The organism is Streptomyces sp. NPDC014891 (genome assembly GCF_043081085.1).
Classification (GTDB): Bacteria; Actinomycetota; Actinomycetes; order Streptomycetales; family Streptomycetaceae; genus Streptomyces.
The window spans coordinates 193,317-211,999 of the sequence record NZ_JBIBWF010000008.1; the positions used below are offsets into that span (position 1 = coordinate 193,317).

An 18,683-nucleotide genomic window follows, 5' to 3' on the forward strand; every position below is an offset into this window, starting at 1 on the left:
GCCGTCTCCTCCCCCGGGGGGCCGGATCTTGTCAGCCCGCAGCGGATCGCGGGAGGCGGGACTTGCCACGTACCGCCCGGCATGGGGGAGGATGGCGAGCATCCGTACGAAGGGAAATACACGGTGAGCATCGACCCGTCCTCGATTCCGAATTTCGGGGGCCAGCCCCAGCCTCAGGCCGCAGGACCGGCGGGCCCCGTCGTCCCCGACCAGGACCTCGTCAAGCAGCTCCTCGAGCAGATGGAACTGAAGTACGTCATCGACGACGAGGGTGACCTCGCCGCGCCGTGGGAGGAATTCCGCACGTACTTCATGTTCCGCGGCGAGGACGAGCAGCAGGTCTTCTCGGTCCGGACGTTCTACGACCGTCCGCACTCGGCCGACGACCGCGCCAAGATCCTCGACGCGATCGACGACTGGAACCGCCGCACCCTGTGGCCGAAGGTCTACACCCACCTGCACGAGGAGGAGGACGGCTCCGCCACCCTCCGCCTCATCGGCGAGGCCCAGATGCTGATCGGCACCGGCGTCGCCCTGGAGCACTTCGTGTCCTCCACGGTGAGCTGGGTCCGCGCCTCGATCGAGTTCGACAAGTGGATCGTCGAGCAGTTCGGCCTGGAGTCCCCCGAGGACAAGGCCGGCGACGAGGAGGCCTGAGCCTCCCCCACCGCACCACCGGAGCCCGGCCCCCTTCACGGGGGCCGGGCTTTCGCGTGTCCGGGTGCGCGGCCCGGGCTCAGCCCAGGCGCTTCAGGCGGGAGACGGCCTCCTCCAGGACCTCGGTCCGCTTGCAGAAGGCGAAGCGGACGAAGGGAGCGCCGGCCTCGCGGTGGTCGTAGAAGACGGCGTTCGGGATGGCGACGACGCCGGCGCGCTCGGGCAGCGAGCGGCAGAAGGCGAAGCCGTCCTCGGCGCCGAGGGGGCGGATGTCGGTGGTGACGAAGTAGGTGCCGGCGGGCTTGTAGACCGCGAAGCCGGCCTGGGCGAGGCCCTCGCCGAGCAGGTCCCGCTTGGCGGAGAGCTCGGCGCGGAGGGTGTCGAAGTAGGAGGCGGGGAGGCGCAGCGCCTCGGCGATCGCGTACTGGAACGGGCCGGACGAGACGTAGGTGAGGAACTGCTTCGAGGAGCGGACCGCCGAGGTCAGCTCGGCGCTCGCGGTGATCCAGCCGACCTTCCAGCCGGTGAAGGAGAACGTCTTGCCGGCCGAGCCGATGGTGACCGTGCGCTCCCGCATGCCCGGCAGGCTCGCGATCGGCACGTGCTCGGCGTCGTCGAAGACCAGGTGCTCGTACACCTCGTCGGTGACGACGAGCAGGTCCCGCTCGACGGCGAGCTCGGCGACGGCCGTCAGTTCGGCCCGGGTGAGGACGGTGCCGGTGGGGTTGTGCGGGGTGTTGAGCAGGACCAGCCGGGTCCGGTCGGTGACGGCGGCCCGCAGTTCGTCGAGGTCCAGGACGTACGCGCCCTCGTGCGGACGGAGGGTGACCGGGACCCGGGTGCCGCCGGCCATGGCGATGCAGGCGGCGTACGAGTCGTAGTACGGCTCCAGGGCGACGACCTCGTCGCCCGGCTCGACGAGGGCGAGCAGCGACGCCGCGATCGCCTCGGTGGCGCCCGCGGTCACGAGCACCTCGGTGTCCGGGTCGTACCCGAGGCCGTACCGGTCCCGCTGGTGGTCGGCGATCGCCGACCGCAGCTCGGGGACGCCGGGGCCGGGCGGGTACTGGTTGCCGCGGCCGTCCCGCAGCGCGCGGACCGCCGCCTCCCGGATCTCCTCGGGGCCGTCGGTGTCGGGAAAGCCCTGGCCGAGGTTGATCGCCCCGGTCCTGGCGGCGAGCGCGGACATCTCGGCGAAGATCGTCGTCCCGAACTCGGCGAGGCGGCGGTTGAGCGGCGGTCGTGTCATGACGGCCATCCTGCGGCGAAGCTCTGGAGTTCCTCAAGTGCGCTTTGACGGGGTGTCGGGACGGGAATCCCCCTCGCACAACCGAACGGGGGTAGTACAGATGGAATTCTTCATCGTCATGGGGGTCCTGGTCGTCGCGGCGGTCGTCATGGCCGTGCGGGGCGGTCTCGGCGGCGGGAGCGGTCGGTCGCGGTCGCGGTCCCGGTCGCGCGGACGGCGTGCCGGGGCGAGCGGCGGCGGCGCCTGGGTGGACGGCGGTTCCGGCGGGCACGGCTGCGGCGGGGGTTCCAGCTCCTGCGGCGGCGGCTCGTCCAGCTGCGGGGGCGGCGGCGGCTGCGGCGGCGGCAGCTGAGCGTGGACCCGGCGACGGGCCGGGCAGCGGGTGGCCGGTCGGTCGTCACCAGGACCCGGGGCGCCCGCGCGGCGCCCCGGCGGCTCCGCAGGCGTCTGGCACGTGACGTGGGCAAGCGGCCGGTACCCGTCGACCGGTTCTGTTTGAACAAGTGAACTGTGGGCTCCCCGAAGGGGTTGGAAAACACAGCAAGTTGGGTAAAAACGCTGCGAGTCGTCCGGGTCCGTGGTTCTCTCGCTCCTGACAGAGACAGCCCTCGGACCGTGTGTGGACCCGAGCCTGCGATTCCCCACTTCCGTGGATTCTCCGGGGCGCCCCCGGCCCACCCGTCAAACCGTGTTTGCGGAGCCGACCCATGCTCACCACCCTGAAGACCTCCTACACCGACACCCGCGCGGCCGACCTCGCCTGGGCCCTCGGGCGCGAGCCGCTTCCCGCCCTGGCCGTGCTCGACCTCGAACTCACGGGCGCAAAACTGCAGTTGAGGCTGCTCGGTGCCTCTCATCAGGTGCTCCTGGAAGAGGACGGCGGCAGCTGCTCGGAGACGGTGGCCTGCATGCCCGGCAGCAGCACCCCGCTGCCGCTCGGCGTCTCCAAGCGCGTCGGCGGATGGGAGTACGAGTTCGCCGCCCGCGTCGAGACGCTCTCGCACGGCTCCTTCGCGGGCCGTGCGCAGGAGCTGCTGGCGCTCGTCGCCGACCATCCGCAGGGGCTGGCGGGGACCTTTCCCGGCTCCCCGCACGCCTTCACGGCGATGCTGGCGCAGCGCCACGAGGGCCAGGTGCGCTGGCGGACCTGGCACGCCTACCCGCAGGAGGGGCAGTTGGTGGTGACCAGGACGCGTATCGGCGTACGTATGCCCGCAACGCTCTGATACGCCCTCTCGGCGCCCCAGATCCACTCGTGTGGGTGACAGGGGGCATCCGGGTCGTGACGTAGCGTTACGGTCATGATCGAGCCGACCGTGACCATGCCACCCAAGGAGGTGCGGCGGGCGCCCGCGCGGCGGCCCGATCCACCGGGCGGAACGGTCCGGTTCCCGGTGCTCGCGGTGGTCTTCGTCTGCGCCGCCTGCGGCCTGGTCTACGAGCTCGAACTGGTCGCCCTCGCCTCCTACCTGATCGGCGACTCGGTCACCCAGGCCTCCGTGGTGCTCTCCGTCATGGTCTTCGCCATGGGGGTGGGATCGCTCCTCGCCAAGGCGCTGCGCTGCCGCGCCGCCGTGGGCTTCGGCCTGGTCGAGGCCGGTCTCGCGCTGGTCGGCGGCACCTCGGCGATGGTGCTGTACGCGGCCTTCGCCTGGTTCGGCGAGTCGCGGTACGTCCTCGTGGCGTTCTCCCTCGCCATCGGGGTGCTCGTCGGGGCGGAGATCCCGCTCCTCATGTCGCTCATACAGCGGGGCGACCGCTCGGGCCGGTCCGGGCGGAAGGCCTCGCTCGGCGAGCAGGACGACGCCGCCGGGACGGTCGCCGACCTCTTCGCCGCCGACTACGTGGGGGCGCTCGTCGGCGGCCTCGCCTTCCCCTTCCTGCTGCTGCCCTGGCTGGGCCAGCTCACCGGCGCCCTGGTCACCGGCGCGGTCAACGCGGTGGCGGGCGGCGGCCTCGTCCTCTGGGTGTTCCGCCGCGACCTGACCGCCCGCTCCCGGGCGCTGCTCGTCGCGGTGAACGTGGCGGTGCTCGCGGTCCTCGCCACCGCGACCGTGCTCGTCGACGACTTCGAGCAGGCCGCCCGCCGCGCGGTGTACGGGGAGAGGGTGCGGGTCGCCGTCCACACCGACCTCCAGGAGATCGTCGTGACGGGGAGTCCGGAGGGCCCGCCCGACCTGTTCCTCGACGGGCGCCTGCGGGTCGCCGGCCGGGACGAGTACCGCTACCACGAGGCCCTGGTCCACCCCGCGATGAACGGCGGCCACGGCCGCGTGCTGATCGTCGGCGGCGGGGACGGCATGGCCGCCCGCGAGGTCCTGCGCTACCCCGGCGTCCGCTCCGTCACCGTCGTCGAGCTCGACCCCGGGGTCGTCCGCCTCGCCCGGACGGACCCGGCGCTCGCCGGGCTGAACGCCCAGGCGTTCCGCGACCCGCGCGTCCGGGTGGTCCACGCGGACGCCTTCCACTGGCTCCGGGGCGCCACCGGCCGTCTGCAGGAACGGTACGACGTGGTGATCTCCGATCTGCCCGACCCCGGGATCACCCCCAGCGCCAAGCTGTACGCGCAGGAGTTCTACGGGCTCGTCGCCCAGGTCCTCACGCCCACCGGGCGGTTCGCCGTGCACGCGGGCTCCGTCGCCGACCGGCCCCGCACCTACTGGACCGTGGACGCCACCCTGCGGGCCGCGGGCTTCGCGACCCGCCCCTACAGCGCGAGCGGCCGCACCCCGGGCTTCGCCGCCGGACCCGACCGCGCCGACCGGACCGCCGCCACGGGGCGGGGGCCCGGCGACTGGGGCTTCCTGCTGGCCGCGCCGGGCGGCGGCCGCCCGCCCGCCCTCGGCCTCGCCCCCGACGCGCCGCGGCTGCGTTCGCTCGGCGAGGACACCCTGGCGGCCGCGGCCCGCCGCGCCGAGCGCGCGCGGGGGACCGCCCTGCCCCCGTCGACGCTGGTCCACCCGCGGTACGGAGGCTGAAGGTTTCGGCAGGAGGAGCCGCCGGGGCGGGGCGGGCGTCCCGGCGGCCGGGCGGCGCGGACGCCGGGATCCGCGCCGAACGGGCGACGCCGCCGTCCCGTCTGAGTAGGCTCGGCTTCCATGGAGCATGAGGTGTTCGTCCCGGTCCCGGCCGAGGTTCTGCGTGCGACGCTCAGGGACCCGGCCCGGGTGGTGCGCTGCGTGCCCGGCCTCCAGCGGGACGCCGGCGCGGCCGCGGCGCCGGCCGAGGGGGCGGCCCAGGAGGAGGGCGCGCTCACCGGCCGGCTCAAGGTGCGGGTCGGCGGCCACACCATCACCTACCGGGGCGCCCTGCGGATCGTCGAGCGGGACGACGCGATCACGTACGAGGGGCAGGGGGCCGAGGCCCGCGGCAAGGGCACGGCGGAGCTGTCGCTCACCGTCGTCCTCACTCCGGTGGCCGAGGGGACCCGGCTGACCTTCACCGGCGCTCTGACGGCGGGCGGCCGGCTCGCCGAGGTGACGGAGGAGGACCGGGCCGCGGCGGGCGCCAAGCTTCTCGGCAGGTTCGTGGCGGGGCTGGAGACGGCGGCGGCGGAGCAGGACGCGGCGGGACGGCCGAGCGACGGCACCGCCGCCGAGGGCCGTGGCGCCGGAGCCGACGCCCGCGCCGATGCCGGAGCTGGAGCCGACGCCGACTCCACCTCCGTCGACGGCACCGACTCCGACGCCGTCGTCGCGTTCGACTCCGCCGCCGACGAGAACGACGACGGGATCGACGACGGGATCGACGACGGGGCCGAGGAGCCGCGCCGGGGTTCGGTCTTCGACGCGCCCGTCCCGCCGCCCTCCCTCGACCCGGTCCTCGGCGGGGACTTCGGCGACACGCCCATCGAGTTCCCCGCTCCGCAGCCCGCCGCCGAGGCCGCCCACGCCCGTCGGACCATGATCGGACGGAGCGCCGAGGAGGTCGACCACGCGCCGCCGCGCGGCCGGTACGCCCCCGTGCCCGCACCGCAGGCGTCGAGCGCCGGCGCCACCCTGCGCTGGGTCGCCCCGGCCGCGGCCCTCGCCCTCGCCTCCGCCGTGGTCGTCGGCCGCGCCCTGCGCCGACGCCGCTGACACGATTAGGGTCGGGGCGTGAGCATGCAGACGCGACTGACGGCGGGCGACGCCGAGTTGACCATCACCCCCGAGAACGGCTGCCGGATCGAGAGCCTGCGCATCGGCGGCATCGAGTTGCTGCGCCAGGGCGAGCGGTTCGGGGCCTTCCCGATGGTGCCCTGGTGCGGACGGACCGAGAACGGCCGCTTCCGCAACGGGGCCACCAGCCACCAGCTGCCGGTCAACGCACCCCCGCACGCCATCCACGGCACCGTCCGTGACCTCGCCTGGAAGACCGCGCGGGTCTCCGCGACCGAGGCGGTCCTCACCTGCGACCTCGGCGACCCGTGGCCGTACAAGGGCAAGGTCACCCAGGTCTTCGAGCTGACCGAGGACGCCCTCACCCTGCGCTTCGGCGTGGAGACCTACGACGACTCCTTCCCGGCCCAGGCGGGCTGGCACCCCTGGTTCCTGCGCAACCTCGGCCGGGGCGGCCGGGACGCGGTGCTCGACTTCGCGCCCGCCTGGCAGGAGGAGCGCGGGGACGACCACCTCCCGACCGGCCGCCGGATCGACCCCGTGCCCGGCCCCTGGGACGACTGCTTCGGCATGCCCGGAGGCGTCGACGCCACCCTCACCTGGCCGGAGGAGCTGGAGCTGAAGGTCACCAGCCGCGCCGAGTGGGTCGTGATCTACGACGAGCAGGAGGAGGCCGTCTGCGTCGAGCCGCAGTCCGGCCCGCCCAACGGGCTCAACACCCTCCCCCGCCTGGTCACCCCGATCGACCCCCTGGAGGTCGAGAGCACCTGGCGCTGGCGCCGCCTCTGAGCGGCGGCCTTTAAGCTCGGGGCATGACTGACGTACGCGCTGAGCTGCTCCAGCAGATCAAGGACAAGGCCGTGGTGCACGGCAAGGTGACCCTCTCCTCGGGTCTGGAAGCCGACTACTACATCGACCTGCGCCGGATCACGCTGGACGGCGAGGCCGCGCCGCTGGTGGGTCAGGTCATGCTCGACCTGACGGCCGACCTGGACTTCGACTGCGTGGGCGGTCTGACCCTGGGCGCCGACCCGGTGGCGACCTCGATGCTGCACGCCTCGGCCGCGCGCGGGCAGCGCCTCGACGCCTTCGTGGTGCGGAAGGCGCAGAAGGCGCACGGCATGCAGCGCCGCATCGAGGGCGCCGACGTCAAGGGCCGTCGCTGCCTGGTCGTCGAGGACACCTCGACGACCGGCGGTTCGCCGCTGACCGCCGTGGAGGCCGTCCGTGAGGCCGGCGGCGAGGTCGTCGCCGTGGCGACGATCGTCGACCGGGGCGCCGCGGAGGCCATCGCCGGGGCGGGCCTGGCCTACCTCACGGGCTACCAGCTGGCCGATCTCGACCTGGCGTAACCGCCGCGAAGTCGTGACTTAGGTCCCGGACGATGGTGATTGCCGTCCTGACCTGCGTTTTTACCAAGGGGCGGGGTGTTTCACGTGAAACACCCCGCCCCTTGGCGTGCCGGGCCCGTGGGAGCCCGGGGGAGAGTCTGGAAGGATGGGCGTCGACGATGACGTCGCCCCCAGGTCAGGGACAGCAACGCACACACCCCGCACATCACAAGGAGCGGACGAATGCCCATCGCAACCCCCGAGGTCTACAACGAGATGCTCGACCGGGCGAAGGCAGGCAAGTTCGCCTACCCGGCCATCAACGTGACTTCGTCCCAGACCCTGCACGCCGCCCTGCGCGGTTTCGCTGAGGCCGAGAGCGACGGCATCATCCAGATCTCGACCGGCGGAGCCGAGTTCCTGGGCGGCCAGTACAACAAGGACATGGTCACGGGCGCCGTTGCCCTGGCCGAGTTCGCGCACATCGTCGCCGCGAAGTACGACATCACGGTCGCGCTGCACACCGACCACTGCCCGAAGGACAAGCTGGACGGCTATGTCCGTCCGCTGCTCGACGTCTCCGCCGAGCGCGTCGCCCGCGGCGAGAACCCGCTGTTCCAGTCGCACATGTGGGACGGCTCCGCCGAGACCCTCGCCGACAACCTGGCCATCGGCCAGGAGCTGCTCGCGAAGGCCGCCGCCGCCAAGATCATCCTTGAGGTCGAGATCACCCCGACCGGCGGCGAGGAGGACGGCGTCAGCCACGAGATCAACGACGAGCTGTACACCACCGTCGACGACGCCCTCCGCACCGCCGAGGCCCTGGGCCTGGGCGAGAAGGGCCGCTACCTGCTCGCCGCCTCCTTCGGCAACGTGCACGGCGTCTACAAGCCGGGCAACGTCGTCCTCCGCCCGGAGCTCCTCAAGGACCTCCAGGCCGGCGTCGCCGAGAAGTACGGCAAGGCCTCCCCGTTCGACTTCGTCTTCCACGGCGGCTCGGGCTCCACGGCCGAGGAGATCGCGACCGCCCTGGAGAACGGCGTCGTGAAGATGAACCTCGACACCGACACCCAGTACGCCTTCACGCGTCCGGTGGCGAACCACATGTTCAAGAACTACGACGGTGTCCTGAAGGTCGACGGCGAGGTCGGCATCAAGTCCACCTACGACCCCCGCACCTGGGGCAAGCTGGCCGAGGCCGGCATGGCCGTCCGCGTGACCGAGGCGTGCGCTGCGCTGCGCTCGACCGGCACCAAGCTCAAGTAAGCGCCGAGTCAGGCGTTGGACGAGCGGCCCGGTACCCCCGCCCTGGTGCGGGGGTGCCGGGCCCTCGGCATGTCGGGAGGAGAGGGATGTCCGGAGGAGAGGCAGCGGTGACGACGTACGACTTCGACCGGGAGACGCACCGGCAGGGGACCTGGTCCGTCCAGTGGGACGGGATCGCGGACCGCTTCGGCGTCCCCGACCTGCTCCCCTTCACCATCTCCGACATGGACTTCGCCTCTCCGCCCGAGGTCCTCGCGGCTCTGCGCGAGCGCGTCGACCACGGTGTCTTCGGCTACACCGACTGGCGGCTCGGCGAGTTCCGCGAGGCGATACGCCACTGGTACGCGACCCGGTACGCCGCCGCGATCGACCCGGACTCCCTGGTGTACGCGCCGTCGGTGCTCAACCAGCTCTCCCAGCTGCTCCGGATGTGGACCGAGCCCGGCGACGGCGTGGTCGTCCACACCCCCACCTACGACGGCTTCCGCAAGGCCGTGACCGGCCTCGGGCGCGAGCTGCGCGGTGTCCCGGTCGGCGACACCGAGGCGCTGGAACGGGAGCTGGCCCGGCCGGACAGCACCATGCTGCTGCTCTGCTCCCCGCACAATCCGACCGGCCGGGTGTGGACGGAGGACGAGCTCAGGGAGTTCGCCGCGCTCGCCGAGCGCCACGGCGCGGCCGTCGTCAGCGACGAGATCCACGCCGACCTCACCGTCGAGGGCCTGCGGCACGTCCCGTGGACCCGGATCGCCGAGCGGGGCCGGGGCCGCCGCTGGGCGCTGATCACCTCGGGCACCAAGGCCTTCAACTTCCCCGCGCTCTCGGGCTCGTACGGGATCATCGGCGACCCCGACGAACGCGAGGCCTTCGTCCGGCGCATGGAGACCGGGGAGGGGCTCGCCTCCCCCGCGGTGCTCTCGCTGACCGCGCACATCGCCGCCTACCGGCAGGGCGCGGCCTGGCTGGACGCACTGCGGGCCTATGTGGCGGGCACGATGAGCACGGTCCGGGAGCAGCTCGCCGACGGCCTTCCCGGAGTCGACTGGGCGCCTCCGCAGGCGGGCTACCTCGCCTGGATCGACCTGCGGCCCCTCGGCATCGAGGAGACCCGGCTGCAGGAGGAGCTGATCAGAGTCGAGAAGGTCGCGATCATGCCGGGCGGGGTGTACGGCACGCCCGGCTTCGTCCGGCTGAACGTGGGCTGCCCGCGGGCGAAGGCCGAGCGGGGCGTGGCCGCGCTGGTCCGGGCGGCGGGACGGCTGCGTACCGCCTGACGCGGACGCCGGCGGCCGAGGGGGCGGGTCGAGCCGGGTACGGAGCGCCGCCCGCCGCGCGGGGCGGCCCGCGGTCGCGTACGGCCCGCCGCGGAGGCCGGGTGCCGCCCCGTGCGGGCGGGCCGCCCCGCGCGGATGCGCGCACCGGGGTGCAGGCGGCCGTCTCCGCGAGGACGATGGCTGGCATGGGCGTGCGCGATGTGCGGATGGCATCGGGGGCCGGGAGATGGATCGTGTTCACGACCGTCCTCGGCTCCGGCATGGCGCTGCTCGACTCCACCGTCGTCAACGTGGCCCTGCCGCACATCGGTGCCGATCTCGATGCCGACCTGGCCGTCCTCCAGTGGACGGTGAACGCCTACATGCTCACCCTGGCGGGTCTGATCCTGCTCGGCGGATCGCTGGGCGACCGGTTCGGCCGGCGCCGGGTCTTCGTGATCGGCGTCGTGTGGTTCGCGCTCGCCTCGCTCCTGTGCGGGCTGGCCCCGAACGCCGGGGTGCTCATCGCCGCCCGCGCCCTCCAGGGCGTGGGCGGGGCGCTGCTGACCCCCGGGTCCCTGGCGCTGATCCAGGCGAGCTTCCACGAGGACGACCGGGCCAGGGCGGTCGGGCTGTGGTCCGGCTTCGGCGGCGTGGGGGCGGCGATCGGGCCGTTCGTCGGCGGCTGGCTGGTGGACGGGCCGGGCTGGCGGTGGGTCTTCCTGCTGAACGTGCCGCTCGCCGCGCTCTGCGTCCCGGTGGCGCTGCGGCACGTCCCCGAATCGCGCGACGAGACCGCGCACGGGCGCTTCGACGTGCTCGGCGCGGTGCTCGGCGCCGCGGCCCTCGCGCTCGTGACCTATGCGCTGATCGGCGAGGCCTGGTGGGCCGGGGCGGCCGGGGTCCTCGTCGGCGCCTGGTTCGTGGTCGTGGAGCGGCGGCGCGGCGAGCGCGCGATGGTGCCGCCGTCGATCTTCGCGTCGCGGATGTTCACCGCGGTCAACCTGGTCACGCTGTGCGTGTACGCCGCGTTCGGCGGCTTCTTCTTCCTGGCCGCGCTCCAGCTCCAGGTGGTGGCCGGCTACTCGGCGCTCGGCGCCGGTACCGCCCTGCTGCCCACCACCGTCCTGATGCTGCTGCTGTCGGCGAGGTCGGGGGAGCTGGGGGAGCGGATCGGCCCCCGGATCCCGCTCACGGTGGGCCCGCTGCTGTGCGCCGCGGGGATGCTCCTGATGCTGCGGGTCGGTGCGGACGCCTCGTACGTCCGGGACGTGCTGCCGGCCCTGCTGGTGCTGGGCCTCGGGATGACGGCCCTGGTGGCGCCGCTGACCGCGACCGTCCTCGCCTCGGTGGACGTGTCCCGGGCGGGTCTGGCCAGCGGCATCAACAACGCGGCCGCGCGGGCCGCCGGGCTGCTCGCGGTGGCCGCGCTGCCGATGCTGGCCGGGATGGGGCCGGGGGCGTATCTGTCGGCGGAGGAGTTCGGGGCGACGTTCCGGCGGGCGATGCCGATGTGCGCGGGGATCCTGGTGGTCGGCGCGGTGCTGGCCTGGACGACGATGCGGACGCCGCCGGCCGCGGGCTGCCACCCGGAGTGCAAGGTGCACTGCGGGGTGTCCGCCCCGCCGCTCGACCCGGGGCGGTCGGACACGTCGGCCTGAGCTGCCCGCCGTCCGCCGCGGGCCCTGGGGCCGGCGGGACTGAGGCAGACTGGCCCCATGGCCATGCATGAGAACCTGCTGGGGGGACCGGCCCCCACCCACCTGCCCGACGACCCGGGTCCGCGCGACCTGCTCGCGAGCGGTGCCGCGCCGGCGGACGTCGCCGCGAAGTACCCGACCTCCTCGCTCGCCTGGGCCCAGCTCGCCGACGACGCGTACGAGCGCGGTTCGGTCGTCGAGTCGTACGCCTACGCCCGTACCGGCTACCACCGCGGCCTCGACGCGCTGCGCCGCAACGGCTGGAAGGGCCACGGCCCGGTGCCGTGGGAGCACGAGCCGAACCGCGGCTTCCTGCGCGCCCTGCACTCGCTCGCCCGCGCGGCCGGCGAGATCGGCGAGAAGGACGAGTACGAGCGCTGCACGACCTTCCTGCGGGACTCCTCGGAGACCGCGGCGGAGACGCTCGGCTGACGCTCCCCGACCCTCGTACCCGACGCACGCCCTTTCGCCCGTACGGGTGAAAGGGCGTTCGATTCGCCGGTACGATCCCCGGGACCGCAGGGCCCGAGGGGGGAGTCTGTCGTGGGCAAGCGAGGCGTGACCGCCGGACGGCGACGCACCCGCGGGAGACGCAGGTCCGGACGCGGGTTCGCGCTGCCGGTGCTGGTCCTGGTGACGGGCTCGCTCGGCGCGGGAGTCGCCCTCGCCCACTTCCACGGCCCGCCCGTCGAGGTCGCGGCGGCCCCGGCGGCCACTCCGGTGCCGGTGGAGACCACCGTGAGCCCGCTGCCGAGGTCGTCCGCGCCCGCACCCCGGCCCACGACGGCACGGCCGGAACCGCCGCCGGAACCGAGGGCGACGACCCCGCCGCCGCGACCGAGGGCGAGCACCGGGAAGCCGCCCGCGTCGAAGGCGGACCCGAAGGAGCCGCCCGCCGTGCCGAGGTCGGGTGCCGGGACCTTCGTCACCGCGGACGCCTCCGGCGCTCCGGTCGGCGAGGGCGGCGAGCTGCGCCGCTACCGGGTGCAGGTCGAGAAGGGCATCGCGCTGTCGGCGCGCGAGACGGCCGCCGAGATCCAGCGGATCCTGGCGCATCCGCGCGGCTGGGCCGCGCACGGCCGGGGCCGCTTCCAGCTGGTCGCGGAGGGGGAGGCGGACTTCGTCATCCGGATCGCCACCCCGGACACGGCCGACGCGCTCTGCCTGCGGCAGGGCCTGGACACGGGGGGCGAGCTGAACTGCGAGACCACCGACGGGGTCGTGGTGAACCTCAGACGGTGGATGCTGGGCTCGCCGACCTTCGCGGGTGAGCCCGCCGAGTACCGGCACCTGATCGTCAACCACGAGGTCGGGCACGAGATCGGCATCCGGCAGCACATGGGCTGCCCGGGACCGGGCAGGCTCGCGCCGGCGATGATGCAGCAGATCAAGGGCCTCGACGGATGCAGGTCGAACGCATTTCCGTATGACGAAGACGGGAGCTACATCACCGGGCCGATCGTGTCATGATGCGCTTGGGACGGCGCGCGACGAAGCCCGCCTCCCGAGGGGACCGGGGCTCCCGTGGCACTCGACGTGCGTGCGGTGGAGCAGACCGCTACCCGGTAGTTCGCATCGAGGAGACAGCAATGTCACTCTCCCCGGGTTCTCCCGATTCCGGAGCAGGTTCGGCCGCCACCGCCGCCCCGAACCTCGACTTCGCCGGCACGACGCCCTACGAGGACTACGTCCAGGCGGACGTCCTCACCCATCTCCAGCACCTCCGCTCGGACGACCCCGGCGAGATGGTCTTCCTGGTCACCACCCAGGTCATGGAGCTGTGGTTCACGGTGATCGTCCACGAGTGGGAGACGGCGAGCCGCGCCCTGCGCGAGGACCGCGTCCCCGTCGCCATGGACGCGCTCAAGCGCTCCGTGCGCGAGCTGGAGGCGCTCAACCACTCGTGGCGGCCGCTCGCCCAGCTCACCCCCGCCCAGTTCAACGCCTACCGGGCCGCCCTCGGCGAGGGCTCCGGCTTCCAGTCCGCGATGTACCGGCGGATGGAGTTCCTGCTGGGCGAGAAGTCCGCGTCCATGCTCGTCCCGCACCGGGGCGCGCCCCGCGTCCACGCCGAGCTGGAGAAGGCGCTGACCGAGCCGAGCCTGTACGACGAGGTCCTGGGGCTGCTCGCCCGCCGCGGCCTGCCCGTGCCGGCCGCCGTCCTCGGCCGCGACCTGGCGCAGCGGTACGAGCCCTCCGCCGAGGTCGAGGCGGTCTGGGCCGGGATCTACGCCGAGTCCGACCAGAACGGCGAACTCGTGCGGCTCGGCGAGGCGCTCAGCGACGTCGCCGAACTGGTCTGGCGCTGGCGCAACGACCACCTGGTGGCGACCCGCCGCGCGATGGGCTCCAAGACCGGCACCGGCGGTTCCGCCGGCGTGGCCTGGCTGGAGAAGCGGGCCCAGAAGAACGTCTTCCCCGAGCTGTGGACGGCGCGCAGCCATGTCTGAGACCGAGGTGACGACCGACGAGACGACCGGCGTGCCGACCGACATGACGAGCGAGGTGACGACCGGCGTGCCGACCGGTGTGACGACCGACGACGTGACGACCGACCTCGCCCAGCGGGCGCGCGCCCTCGACGCCGCCGACGAACTCGGCGGGCACCGGGAGAAGTTCGCCCTCGACGCCGGGACCGTCTACCTCGACGGCAACTCGCTCGGCGCGCTGCCCGCCCACGTCCCCGCCCGGATGGCCGACGTCATCACCCGCGAGTGGGGCGAACTGCGGATCCGCTCCTGGGGCGAGTCCGGCTGGTGGACCGCGCCGGAGCGGATCGGCGACCGGATCGCCCCGATCGTCGGTGCCGCCCCGGGCCAGATCGTGGTCGGCGACTCGACCAGCGTGAACGTCTTCAAGGCGGTCGTCGCGGCGGCCCGGCTGAGCGAAGGCGACCGCGACGAGATCCTCGTCGACGCGACGACCTTTCCCACGGACGGGTACATCGCGGAGTCCGCGGCGCGGATGACCGGTCACCGGATCGTGCCCGTCGACCCGGCCGGCATGGCCGCGGCGGCCGGCCCGCGGACGGCCGCCGCGCTCGTCAACCACGTCGACTACCGCAGCGGCCGGCGGCACGACCTGCCCGGCATCACGGCCGCGCTGCACGCGGCGGGCGCGCTCGCCGTCTGGGACCTGTGCCACAGCGCGGGCGCCCTGCCGGTCGGGCTCGACGCGCACGGGGTCGACCTGGCGGTCGGCTGCACGTACAAGTACCTGAACGGCGGGCCCGGTTCGCCGGCCTACCTGTACGTCGCCGAGCGCCACCAGGCCTCCTTCGACTCGCCGCTGCCCGGCTGGAACTCGCACAGCGACCCGTTCGCGATGACCCCCGGGTACGAGGCGGCCGCGGGCGCCGTGCGGGGCCGGGTCGGGACGCCCGACATCCTCTCGATGCTGGCGCTGGAGGCGGCGCTCGACGTCTGGGACGGGGTCGACGTCGAGGTCGTGCGGGCCAAGTCGCTGGCGCTGACGGACTTCTTCCTGGAGTGCGTGCGCGCCTACGTCCCGGCGGGCCGCGTCACCTCGGTGACGCCGGAGGCGCACGCGGAGCGCGGCAGTCAGGCCGCGCTCGCCTGCGCGAACGCGCCCGCCGTGATGGCCGAGCTGATCGAGCGGGGGGTCGTCGGCGATCTGCGCCGCCCCGACATCCTGCGCTTCGGCTTCACCCCGCTGTACGTCGGCTTCGCGGACGCGGAGCGGGCGGCGCGGGTCCTCTCCGAGGTGCTGGCGGACCTGTCCGCCTGAGGCTCCGGCGGCCGCGTACCGTCCGATGATCGCCTGATCTGCGGGGGCTCCGGTGCTGGTACCGTCCCCGCAGGTCAGGCCGAGTCGGCCGCGTATCCGAGAGGGTGGAACAGCATGCCGGATCCCGCCGCGCGCGCGGCCGCCGAAGAGGCGTCGGCCTTCTCGCACCCGGCCGTCCCCCCGGACGCCTCCGCCGCGTACGGCGGGCACCCGGACCAGGTGATCGACTTCTACGCCCCGCGCGACGGGCGGACCCGGGCGCCGCTCGTCGTCGCGCTCCACGGCGGGGCGTGGCGGGCACCGTACGACCGGCAGCACCTGACCCCGTTCGTGGACTACCTGGCCCGGCGCGGCTTCGCCGTGGCCAACGTCGAGTACCGGCGCGGCAGCGACATCCCCCGGCAGGGTGGTGCCGCCCCGGTCGCCGGGCGCTGGCCCGAGACCTTCGACGACGTGGCGGCCGCGCTCGACGCCCTGCCCGGACTCGCCACCGCGCACCTGCCGCAGGCCGACGTCGGCCGGATCGTCCTCACCGGTCACTCGGCGGGCGGCCAGCTCGCCCTCTGGGCCGCCGCCCGGCACGTGCTGCCGCCCGGCTCCCCGTGGCGGCTGCCCGCCCCGCCGGCGCTGCGCGGGGTCGTCGCCCTCGCGCCGATCGCCCACTTCGGCCGCGCGACCGAGCTGGGGGTGTGCGGCGGCGCGGTCGCCGAACTGCTCGGCGGCGCCTCCTCGTACGAGGAGCGGGCGGCCCACACCGACCCCGCGGTGCTGCTGCCGACCGGGATCGCGACCACCGTCGTCCAGGGCCGTACGGACGTCGACGTGCCGTACGCCGTCGCCGACGCCTACGCCGACGCGGCCGCGCAGGCGGGCGAGACGGTCGGCGTGACGCTCCTGGAGGAGGTCGGCCACTTCCCGCTGATCGACCCGGCGGCCGACGCGTGCGCGGTGGTGGCGGAGGAGATCGCCCAACTGGCCTGGTGAGCCCCGCACATCCGTACAACCATTCGACGGGGTGGGGGGTCTGAGCGGGCACGGCACTCCCGTGCCCGCTCATCCTCGTGGGGGGTTTCACCTTGCAGCTCCGTTCCACCGGCACCCGCCTCGGCACGGCCGTCACGGTCGTCCTCGCCGTCACCGCCCTCGGCGCCGGCACCCTGGCCACCGCACCGGCGGCCCTCGCGGCAGCCCCGGCCGCGGTCGCGGCACCGGCCCAGCAGAACGACGCCGTCCTTCCCGTCTACCCGGAGGGCATGGACCTCGCGGGCCTGGGCACCTCCGGTTTCCTCACCTACTCCTTCGCCGAGGACACCACGAGGAAGCTGCTCTGGACCCCGTACGACGGCGGCGCCGCGACCTCCCTCCAGACGCCCGAGCACGGCGGCTGGACCATCGGGGCCGGGGACGTGGTCGTCCTCGGCGACGCCAACTGGACGGCCGAGATGCGGTCGCTCACCCTGCGGAACATGGCCACACCCGCCGCCCCGGGCGTCACCATCGACCTCGGCGCGCTGAACGGCAGCTACGTGGCCGTGCTGAGCCCGACGAGCGTCCTCGCGCAGATCACGAACGCGGTCGGCCAGTCCGAGCTCCACGTCGTGACCAAGGACGGCACCACCACCAGCAGCCGCAAGATCGCGGGACTGCCGGCCGGCGCCACCGACTACTTCGGCTCCACGGCCCACGACGGCTCCGTCCTCGTCGGCTACGAGACCGGACCGCAGGGCGCCCGGACCGGCGGCCGGGCCGTGATCGACCTGGCGGCCGGCCAGGCCGTCGAGACCTATGCCTCCCCCGAGTCCGGATACGGCTTCGGCGGCCTGGAGTTCAACGCCGACTACGTGACCTGGTACGCCTACGAGGCCGGCACCGGCGGGTACATCGCGTCCGTCGACCGCGCCACCCGGCAGGAGAAGCGGACCGTTCTGGGCGCTCACGACGGCGAGTGGTTCTCCACGCTCGTCGGCGACTGGCTGGTCTACGGCAACCCCTCCAACCCCGTCCGGGCCGTCTCCCTGGCCACCGGCGAGACCCGGCGGCTCATGGACTCCGGCACCGGCGCGGGGTCGCCCGGCGACGGCACCGGCGTGGTGCGCGGAGCGACGGCCGCGGACGGCAAGGGACTGTTCCGGGTCGAGATCGCGGAGGACGGCACCCCGAAGGTCACCAAGACGGCCGACGAGGCCCCGCTGGTCGACCTGGAGATCGAGCAGGTCCACGTCCCCGACCGGGTGAACCTCGACCAGACCCGCGGCCAGGTCACGCTGGGCTGGACCCTGTCGCACCGCGAGGCCTACGTGGACGTCACCCTGACGCACATGCTCACGGAGCAGGTCTACCGCACCCGCGTGTACGCCCCTGCCGAGGGCAACCGTTTCACCTTCACCTGGGACGCCGTCATCGACGGGGCGGACGCGCCGAACGGCTCGTACGCGGTCGAGGCCGAGGCGATGCTGCTCGACGGCACCGGAGACCCGGTCTACCAGGGCTGGCGCATGGACGTCGTCCGCACGGTCAACACGCACGACTACACGAACAACGGCTCCACCGACGTCCTCGCCCGGGACGCCGCCGGCGTGCTCTGGCGCGACGACCTGCGGGACCGCCCGGTGGACGGCCGCGTCGAGACCGCCGGGCGCGCCCGGGTCGGCGCCGGGTGGAACACGTACAAGCAGATCGAGGCCGTCGGCGACCTCGCGGGCGACGAGGTCGGCGACCTCGTCGCCCTCGACGGCACGGGCGTGCTCTGGCACTACCTCGGCAAGGGCGACGGCACCTTCGCGGGCCGGGTGAAGGTCGGCGGCGGCTGGGGCGTCTACAACAAGCTCACCGGCGGCTCGGACCTCGACGGCGACGGCCGCACCGACCTCCTCGCCACGGACACCTCCGGCGTGCTGTGGTTCTACAAGGGCACGGGCGAGGCCGCGAAGCCGTTCGCGACCCGCGCCCGCGTGGGCGGCGGCTGGGACGTCTACAACCAGCTGACCGCCGTCGGGAACATCGCCGGCTCGGCCGCCGGCGACCTCGTCGCCCGCGACACCACCGGGGTCCTCTGGCTCTACCAGGGCAAGGGCGACGGCACGTTCGCGGGCCGGGTGAAGGTCGGCGGCGGCTGGGGCGCCTTCTCCCAGCTGGTCGGCGCCGGCGACGTCGACGCCGACGGCCGCCCCGACCTGATCGCGTACGGGGCGGGCGGCACGTACGTCTACCACTCCACGGGCTCCGCCACCGCCCCCTTCACCCGCCTGACCACGGACCTGTACCAGGGCCAGGGCAGCACCTTCACCAGCGTGGTCTGAGGACCCGCCTCATCCTCAAGGGGGACCCGGAAGGATCCGCATCGAGCGGGACGACCGGGTTCCCCGCCGCCCGTACCGTTG

The 18,683-nt window shown here is 73.7% G+C and carries 17 protein-coding genes; 16 read left to right on the plus strand and 1 reads right to left on the minus strand.

Going from position 1 to position 18,683, the window contains the following annotated elements; all coding sequences use genetic code 11:
- Window positions 1-123 precede the first annotated feature (123 nt).
- On the plus strand, window positions 124-657 hold the full coding sequence (locus ACF09E_RS23570) for a YbjN domain-containing protein (protein WP_361856286.1): 534 nt from the start codon (window positions 124-126) through the stop codon (window positions 655-657).
- A gap of 79 nt (window positions 658-736) precedes the next feature.
- Here the strand turns inward: ACF09E_RS23570 and ACF09E_RS23575 are convergent, their stop codons facing one another.
- Window positions 737-1,906 (minus strand): pyridoxal phosphate-dependent aminotransferase, encoded by a 1,170-nt coding sequence (locus tag ACF09E_RS23575; protein WP_392206876.1) that lies wholly within the window; start codon window positions 1,904-1,906, stop codon window positions 737-739.
- Between the two features lie 100 nt (window positions 1,907-2,006).
- Here ACF09E_RS23575 and ACF09E_RS23580 point away from each other — a divergent pair, with 100 nt between their 5' ends.
- The 15 genes from ACF09E_RS23580 (at window position 2,007) to ACF09E_RS23650 (ending at window position 18,602) form a co-directional block, all read left to right on the plus strand.
- Window positions 2,007-2,258, plus strand: coding sequence for a hypothetical protein (locus ACF09E_RS23580; RefSeq protein WP_392206877.1), 252 nt, complete (start codon window positions 2,007-2,009; stop codon window positions 2,256-2,258).
- Window positions 2,259-2,613: 355 nt separating this feature from the next.
- The gene (locus tag ACF09E_RS23585) at window positions 2,614-3,132 is read left to right on the plus strand and encodes a DUF2617 family protein (protein WP_361856279.1); all 519 of its coding nucleotides are present in this window, start codon (window positions 2,614-2,616) and stop codon (window positions 3,130-3,132) included.
- Between the two features lie 75 nt (window positions 3,133-3,207).
- Window positions 3,208-4,884 carry a polyamine aminopropyltransferase gene (locus tag ACF09E_RS23590; RefSeq protein ID WP_392206878.1) on the plus strand — a complete coding sequence of 559 codons (1,677 nt, stop codon included), beginning with the start codon at window positions 3,208-3,210 and terminating at the stop codon, window positions 4,882-4,884.
- A gap of 120 nt (window positions 4,885-5,004) precedes the next feature.
- Entirely contained in the window at window positions 5,005-5,985 is a 981-nt protein-coding gene (locus ACF09E_RS23595) for an SRPBCC family protein (protein ID WP_392206879.1), read from the plus strand.
- Window positions 5,986-6,009: 24 nt separating this feature from the next.
- Window positions 6,010-6,795, plus strand: a complete 786-nt coding sequence (locus ACF09E_RS23600; RefSeq protein WP_392207087.1) for an aldose 1-epimerase — start codon at window positions 6,010-6,012, stop codon at window positions 6,793-6,795.
- A gap of 23 nt (window positions 6,796-6,818) precedes the next feature.
- A complete protein-coding gene (gene pyrE, locus ACF09E_RS23605; RefSeq protein WP_209495598.1) occupies window positions 6,819-7,358 on the plus strand; it encodes an orotate phosphoribosyltransferase in 540 nt (179 codons plus the stop codon).
- A 222-nt stretch (window positions 7,359-7,580) separates the two neighbouring features.
- Entirely contained in the window at window positions 7,581-8,603 is a 1,023-nt protein-coding gene (gene fbaA / locus ACF09E_RS23610; RefSeq protein ID WP_187621791.1) for a class II fructose-bisphosphate aldolase, read from the plus strand.
- Window positions 8,604-8,689: 86 nt separating this feature from the next.
- The gene (locus tag ACF09E_RS23615; protein WP_392206880.1) at window positions 8,690-9,877 is read left to right on the plus strand and encodes a MalY/PatB family protein; all 1,188 of its coding nucleotides are present in this window, start codon (window positions 8,690-8,692) and stop codon (window positions 9,875-9,877) included.
- 185 nt (window positions 9,878-10,062) lie between these two features.
- Window positions 10,063-11,517, plus strand: a complete 1,455-nt coding sequence (locus tag ACF09E_RS23620; protein ID WP_392206881.1) for an MFS transporter — start codon at window positions 10,063-10,065, stop codon at window positions 11,515-11,517.
- 57 nt (window positions 11,518-11,574) lie between these two features.
- On the plus strand, window positions 11,575-11,988 hold the full coding sequence (locus ACF09E_RS23625; RefSeq protein WP_361856576.1) for a DUF3151 domain-containing protein: 414 nt from the start codon (window positions 11,575-11,577) through the stop codon (window positions 11,986-11,988).
- Between the two features lie 111 nt (window positions 11,989-12,099).
- Window positions 12,100-13,026 carry a DUF3152 domain-containing protein gene (locus ACF09E_RS23630; protein ID WP_392206882.1) on the plus strand — a complete coding sequence of 309 codons (927 nt, stop codon included), beginning with the start codon at window positions 12,100-12,102 and terminating at the stop codon, window positions 13,024-13,026.
- Window positions 13,027-13,145: 119 nt separating this feature from the next.
- Entirely contained in the window at window positions 13,146-14,006 is an 861-nt protein-coding gene (locus ACF09E_RS23635; RefSeq protein ID WP_388801666.1) for a tryptophan 2,3-dioxygenase family protein, read from the plus strand.
- A gap of 43 nt (window positions 14,007-14,049) precedes the next feature.
- Window positions 14,050-15,303 (plus strand): kynureninase, encoded by a 1,254-nt coding sequence (kynU, locus tag ACF09E_RS23640; RefSeq protein WP_392207090.1) that lies wholly within the window; start codon window positions 14,050-14,052, stop codon window positions 15,301-15,303.
- A gap of 114 nt (window positions 15,304-15,417) precedes the next feature.
- Window positions 15,418-16,287 carry an alpha/beta hydrolase gene (locus tag ACF09E_RS23645; RefSeq protein ID WP_392206883.1) on the plus strand — a complete coding sequence of 290 codons (870 nt, stop codon included), beginning with the start codon at window positions 15,418-15,420 and terminating at the stop codon, window positions 16,285-16,287.
- Window positions 16,288-16,379: 92 nt separating this feature from the next.
- Entirely contained in the window at window positions 16,380-18,602 is a 2,223-nt protein-coding gene (locus tag ACF09E_RS23650; protein WP_392206884.1) for an FG-GAP repeat domain-containing protein, read from the plus strand.
- The last annotated feature ends 81 nt before the right edge of the window (window positions 18,603-18,683 follow it).

Bases quoted from the DNA above. Each gene is read 5' to 3' on its own strand.
- ACF09E_RS23580 (WP_392206877.1), top strand. From the start codon at position 2,007: ATGGAATTCTTCATCGTCATGGGGGTCCTGGTCGTCGCGGCGGTCGTC.
- ACF09E_RS23585 (WP_361856279.1), top strand. From the start codon at position 2,614: ATGCTCACCACCCTGAAGACCTCCTACACCGACACCCGCGCGGCCGAC.
- ACF09E_RS23600 (WP_392207087.1), top strand. From the start codon at position 6,010: ATGCAGACGCGACTGACGGCGGGCGACGCCGAGTTGACCATCACCCCC.
- ACF09E_RS23575 (WP_392206876.1), bottom strand. From the start codon at position 1,906: ATGACACGACCGCCGCTCAACCGCCGCCTCGCCGAGTTCGGGACGACG.
- ACF09E_RS23635 (WP_388801666.1), top strand. From the start codon at position 13,146: ATGTCACTCTCCCCGGGTTCTCCCGATTCCGGAGCAGGTTCGGCCGCC.
- ACF09E_RS23620 (WP_392206881.1), top strand. From the start codon at position 10,063: ATGGGCGTGCGCGATGTGCGGATGGCATCGGGGGCCGGGAGATGGATC.
- ACF09E_RS23645 (WP_392206883.1), top strand. From the start codon at position 15,418: ATGCCGGATCCCGCCGCGCGCGCGGCCGCCGAAGAGGCGTCGGCCTTC.
- kynU (WP_392207090.1), top strand. From the start codon at position 14,050: ATGACGAGCGAGGTGACGACCGGCGTGCCGACCGGTGTGACGACCGAC.
- ACF09E_RS23595 (WP_392206879.1), top strand. From the start codon at position 5,005: ATGGAGCATGAGGTGTTCGTCCCGGTCCCGGCCGAGGTTCTGCGTGCG.
- ACF09E_RS23590 (WP_392206878.1), top strand. From the start codon at position 3,208: ATGATCGAGCCGACCGTGACCATGCCACCCAAGGAGGTGCGGCGGGCG.
- ACF09E_RS23615 (WP_392206880.1), top strand. From the start codon at position 8,690: ATGTCCGGAGGAGAGGCAGCGGTGACGACGTACGACTTCGACCGGGAG.
- fbaA (WP_187621791.1), top strand. From the start codon at position 7,581: ATGCCCATCGCAACCCCCGAGGTCTACAACGAGATGCTCGACCGGGCG.
- ACF09E_RS23625 (WP_361856576.1), top strand. From the start codon at position 11,575: ATGGCCATGCATGAGAACCTGCTGGGGGGACCGGCCCCCACCCACCTG.
- pyrE (WP_209495598.1), top strand. From the start codon at position 6,819: ATGACTGACGTACGCGCTGAGCTGCTCCAGCAGATCAAGGACAAGGCC.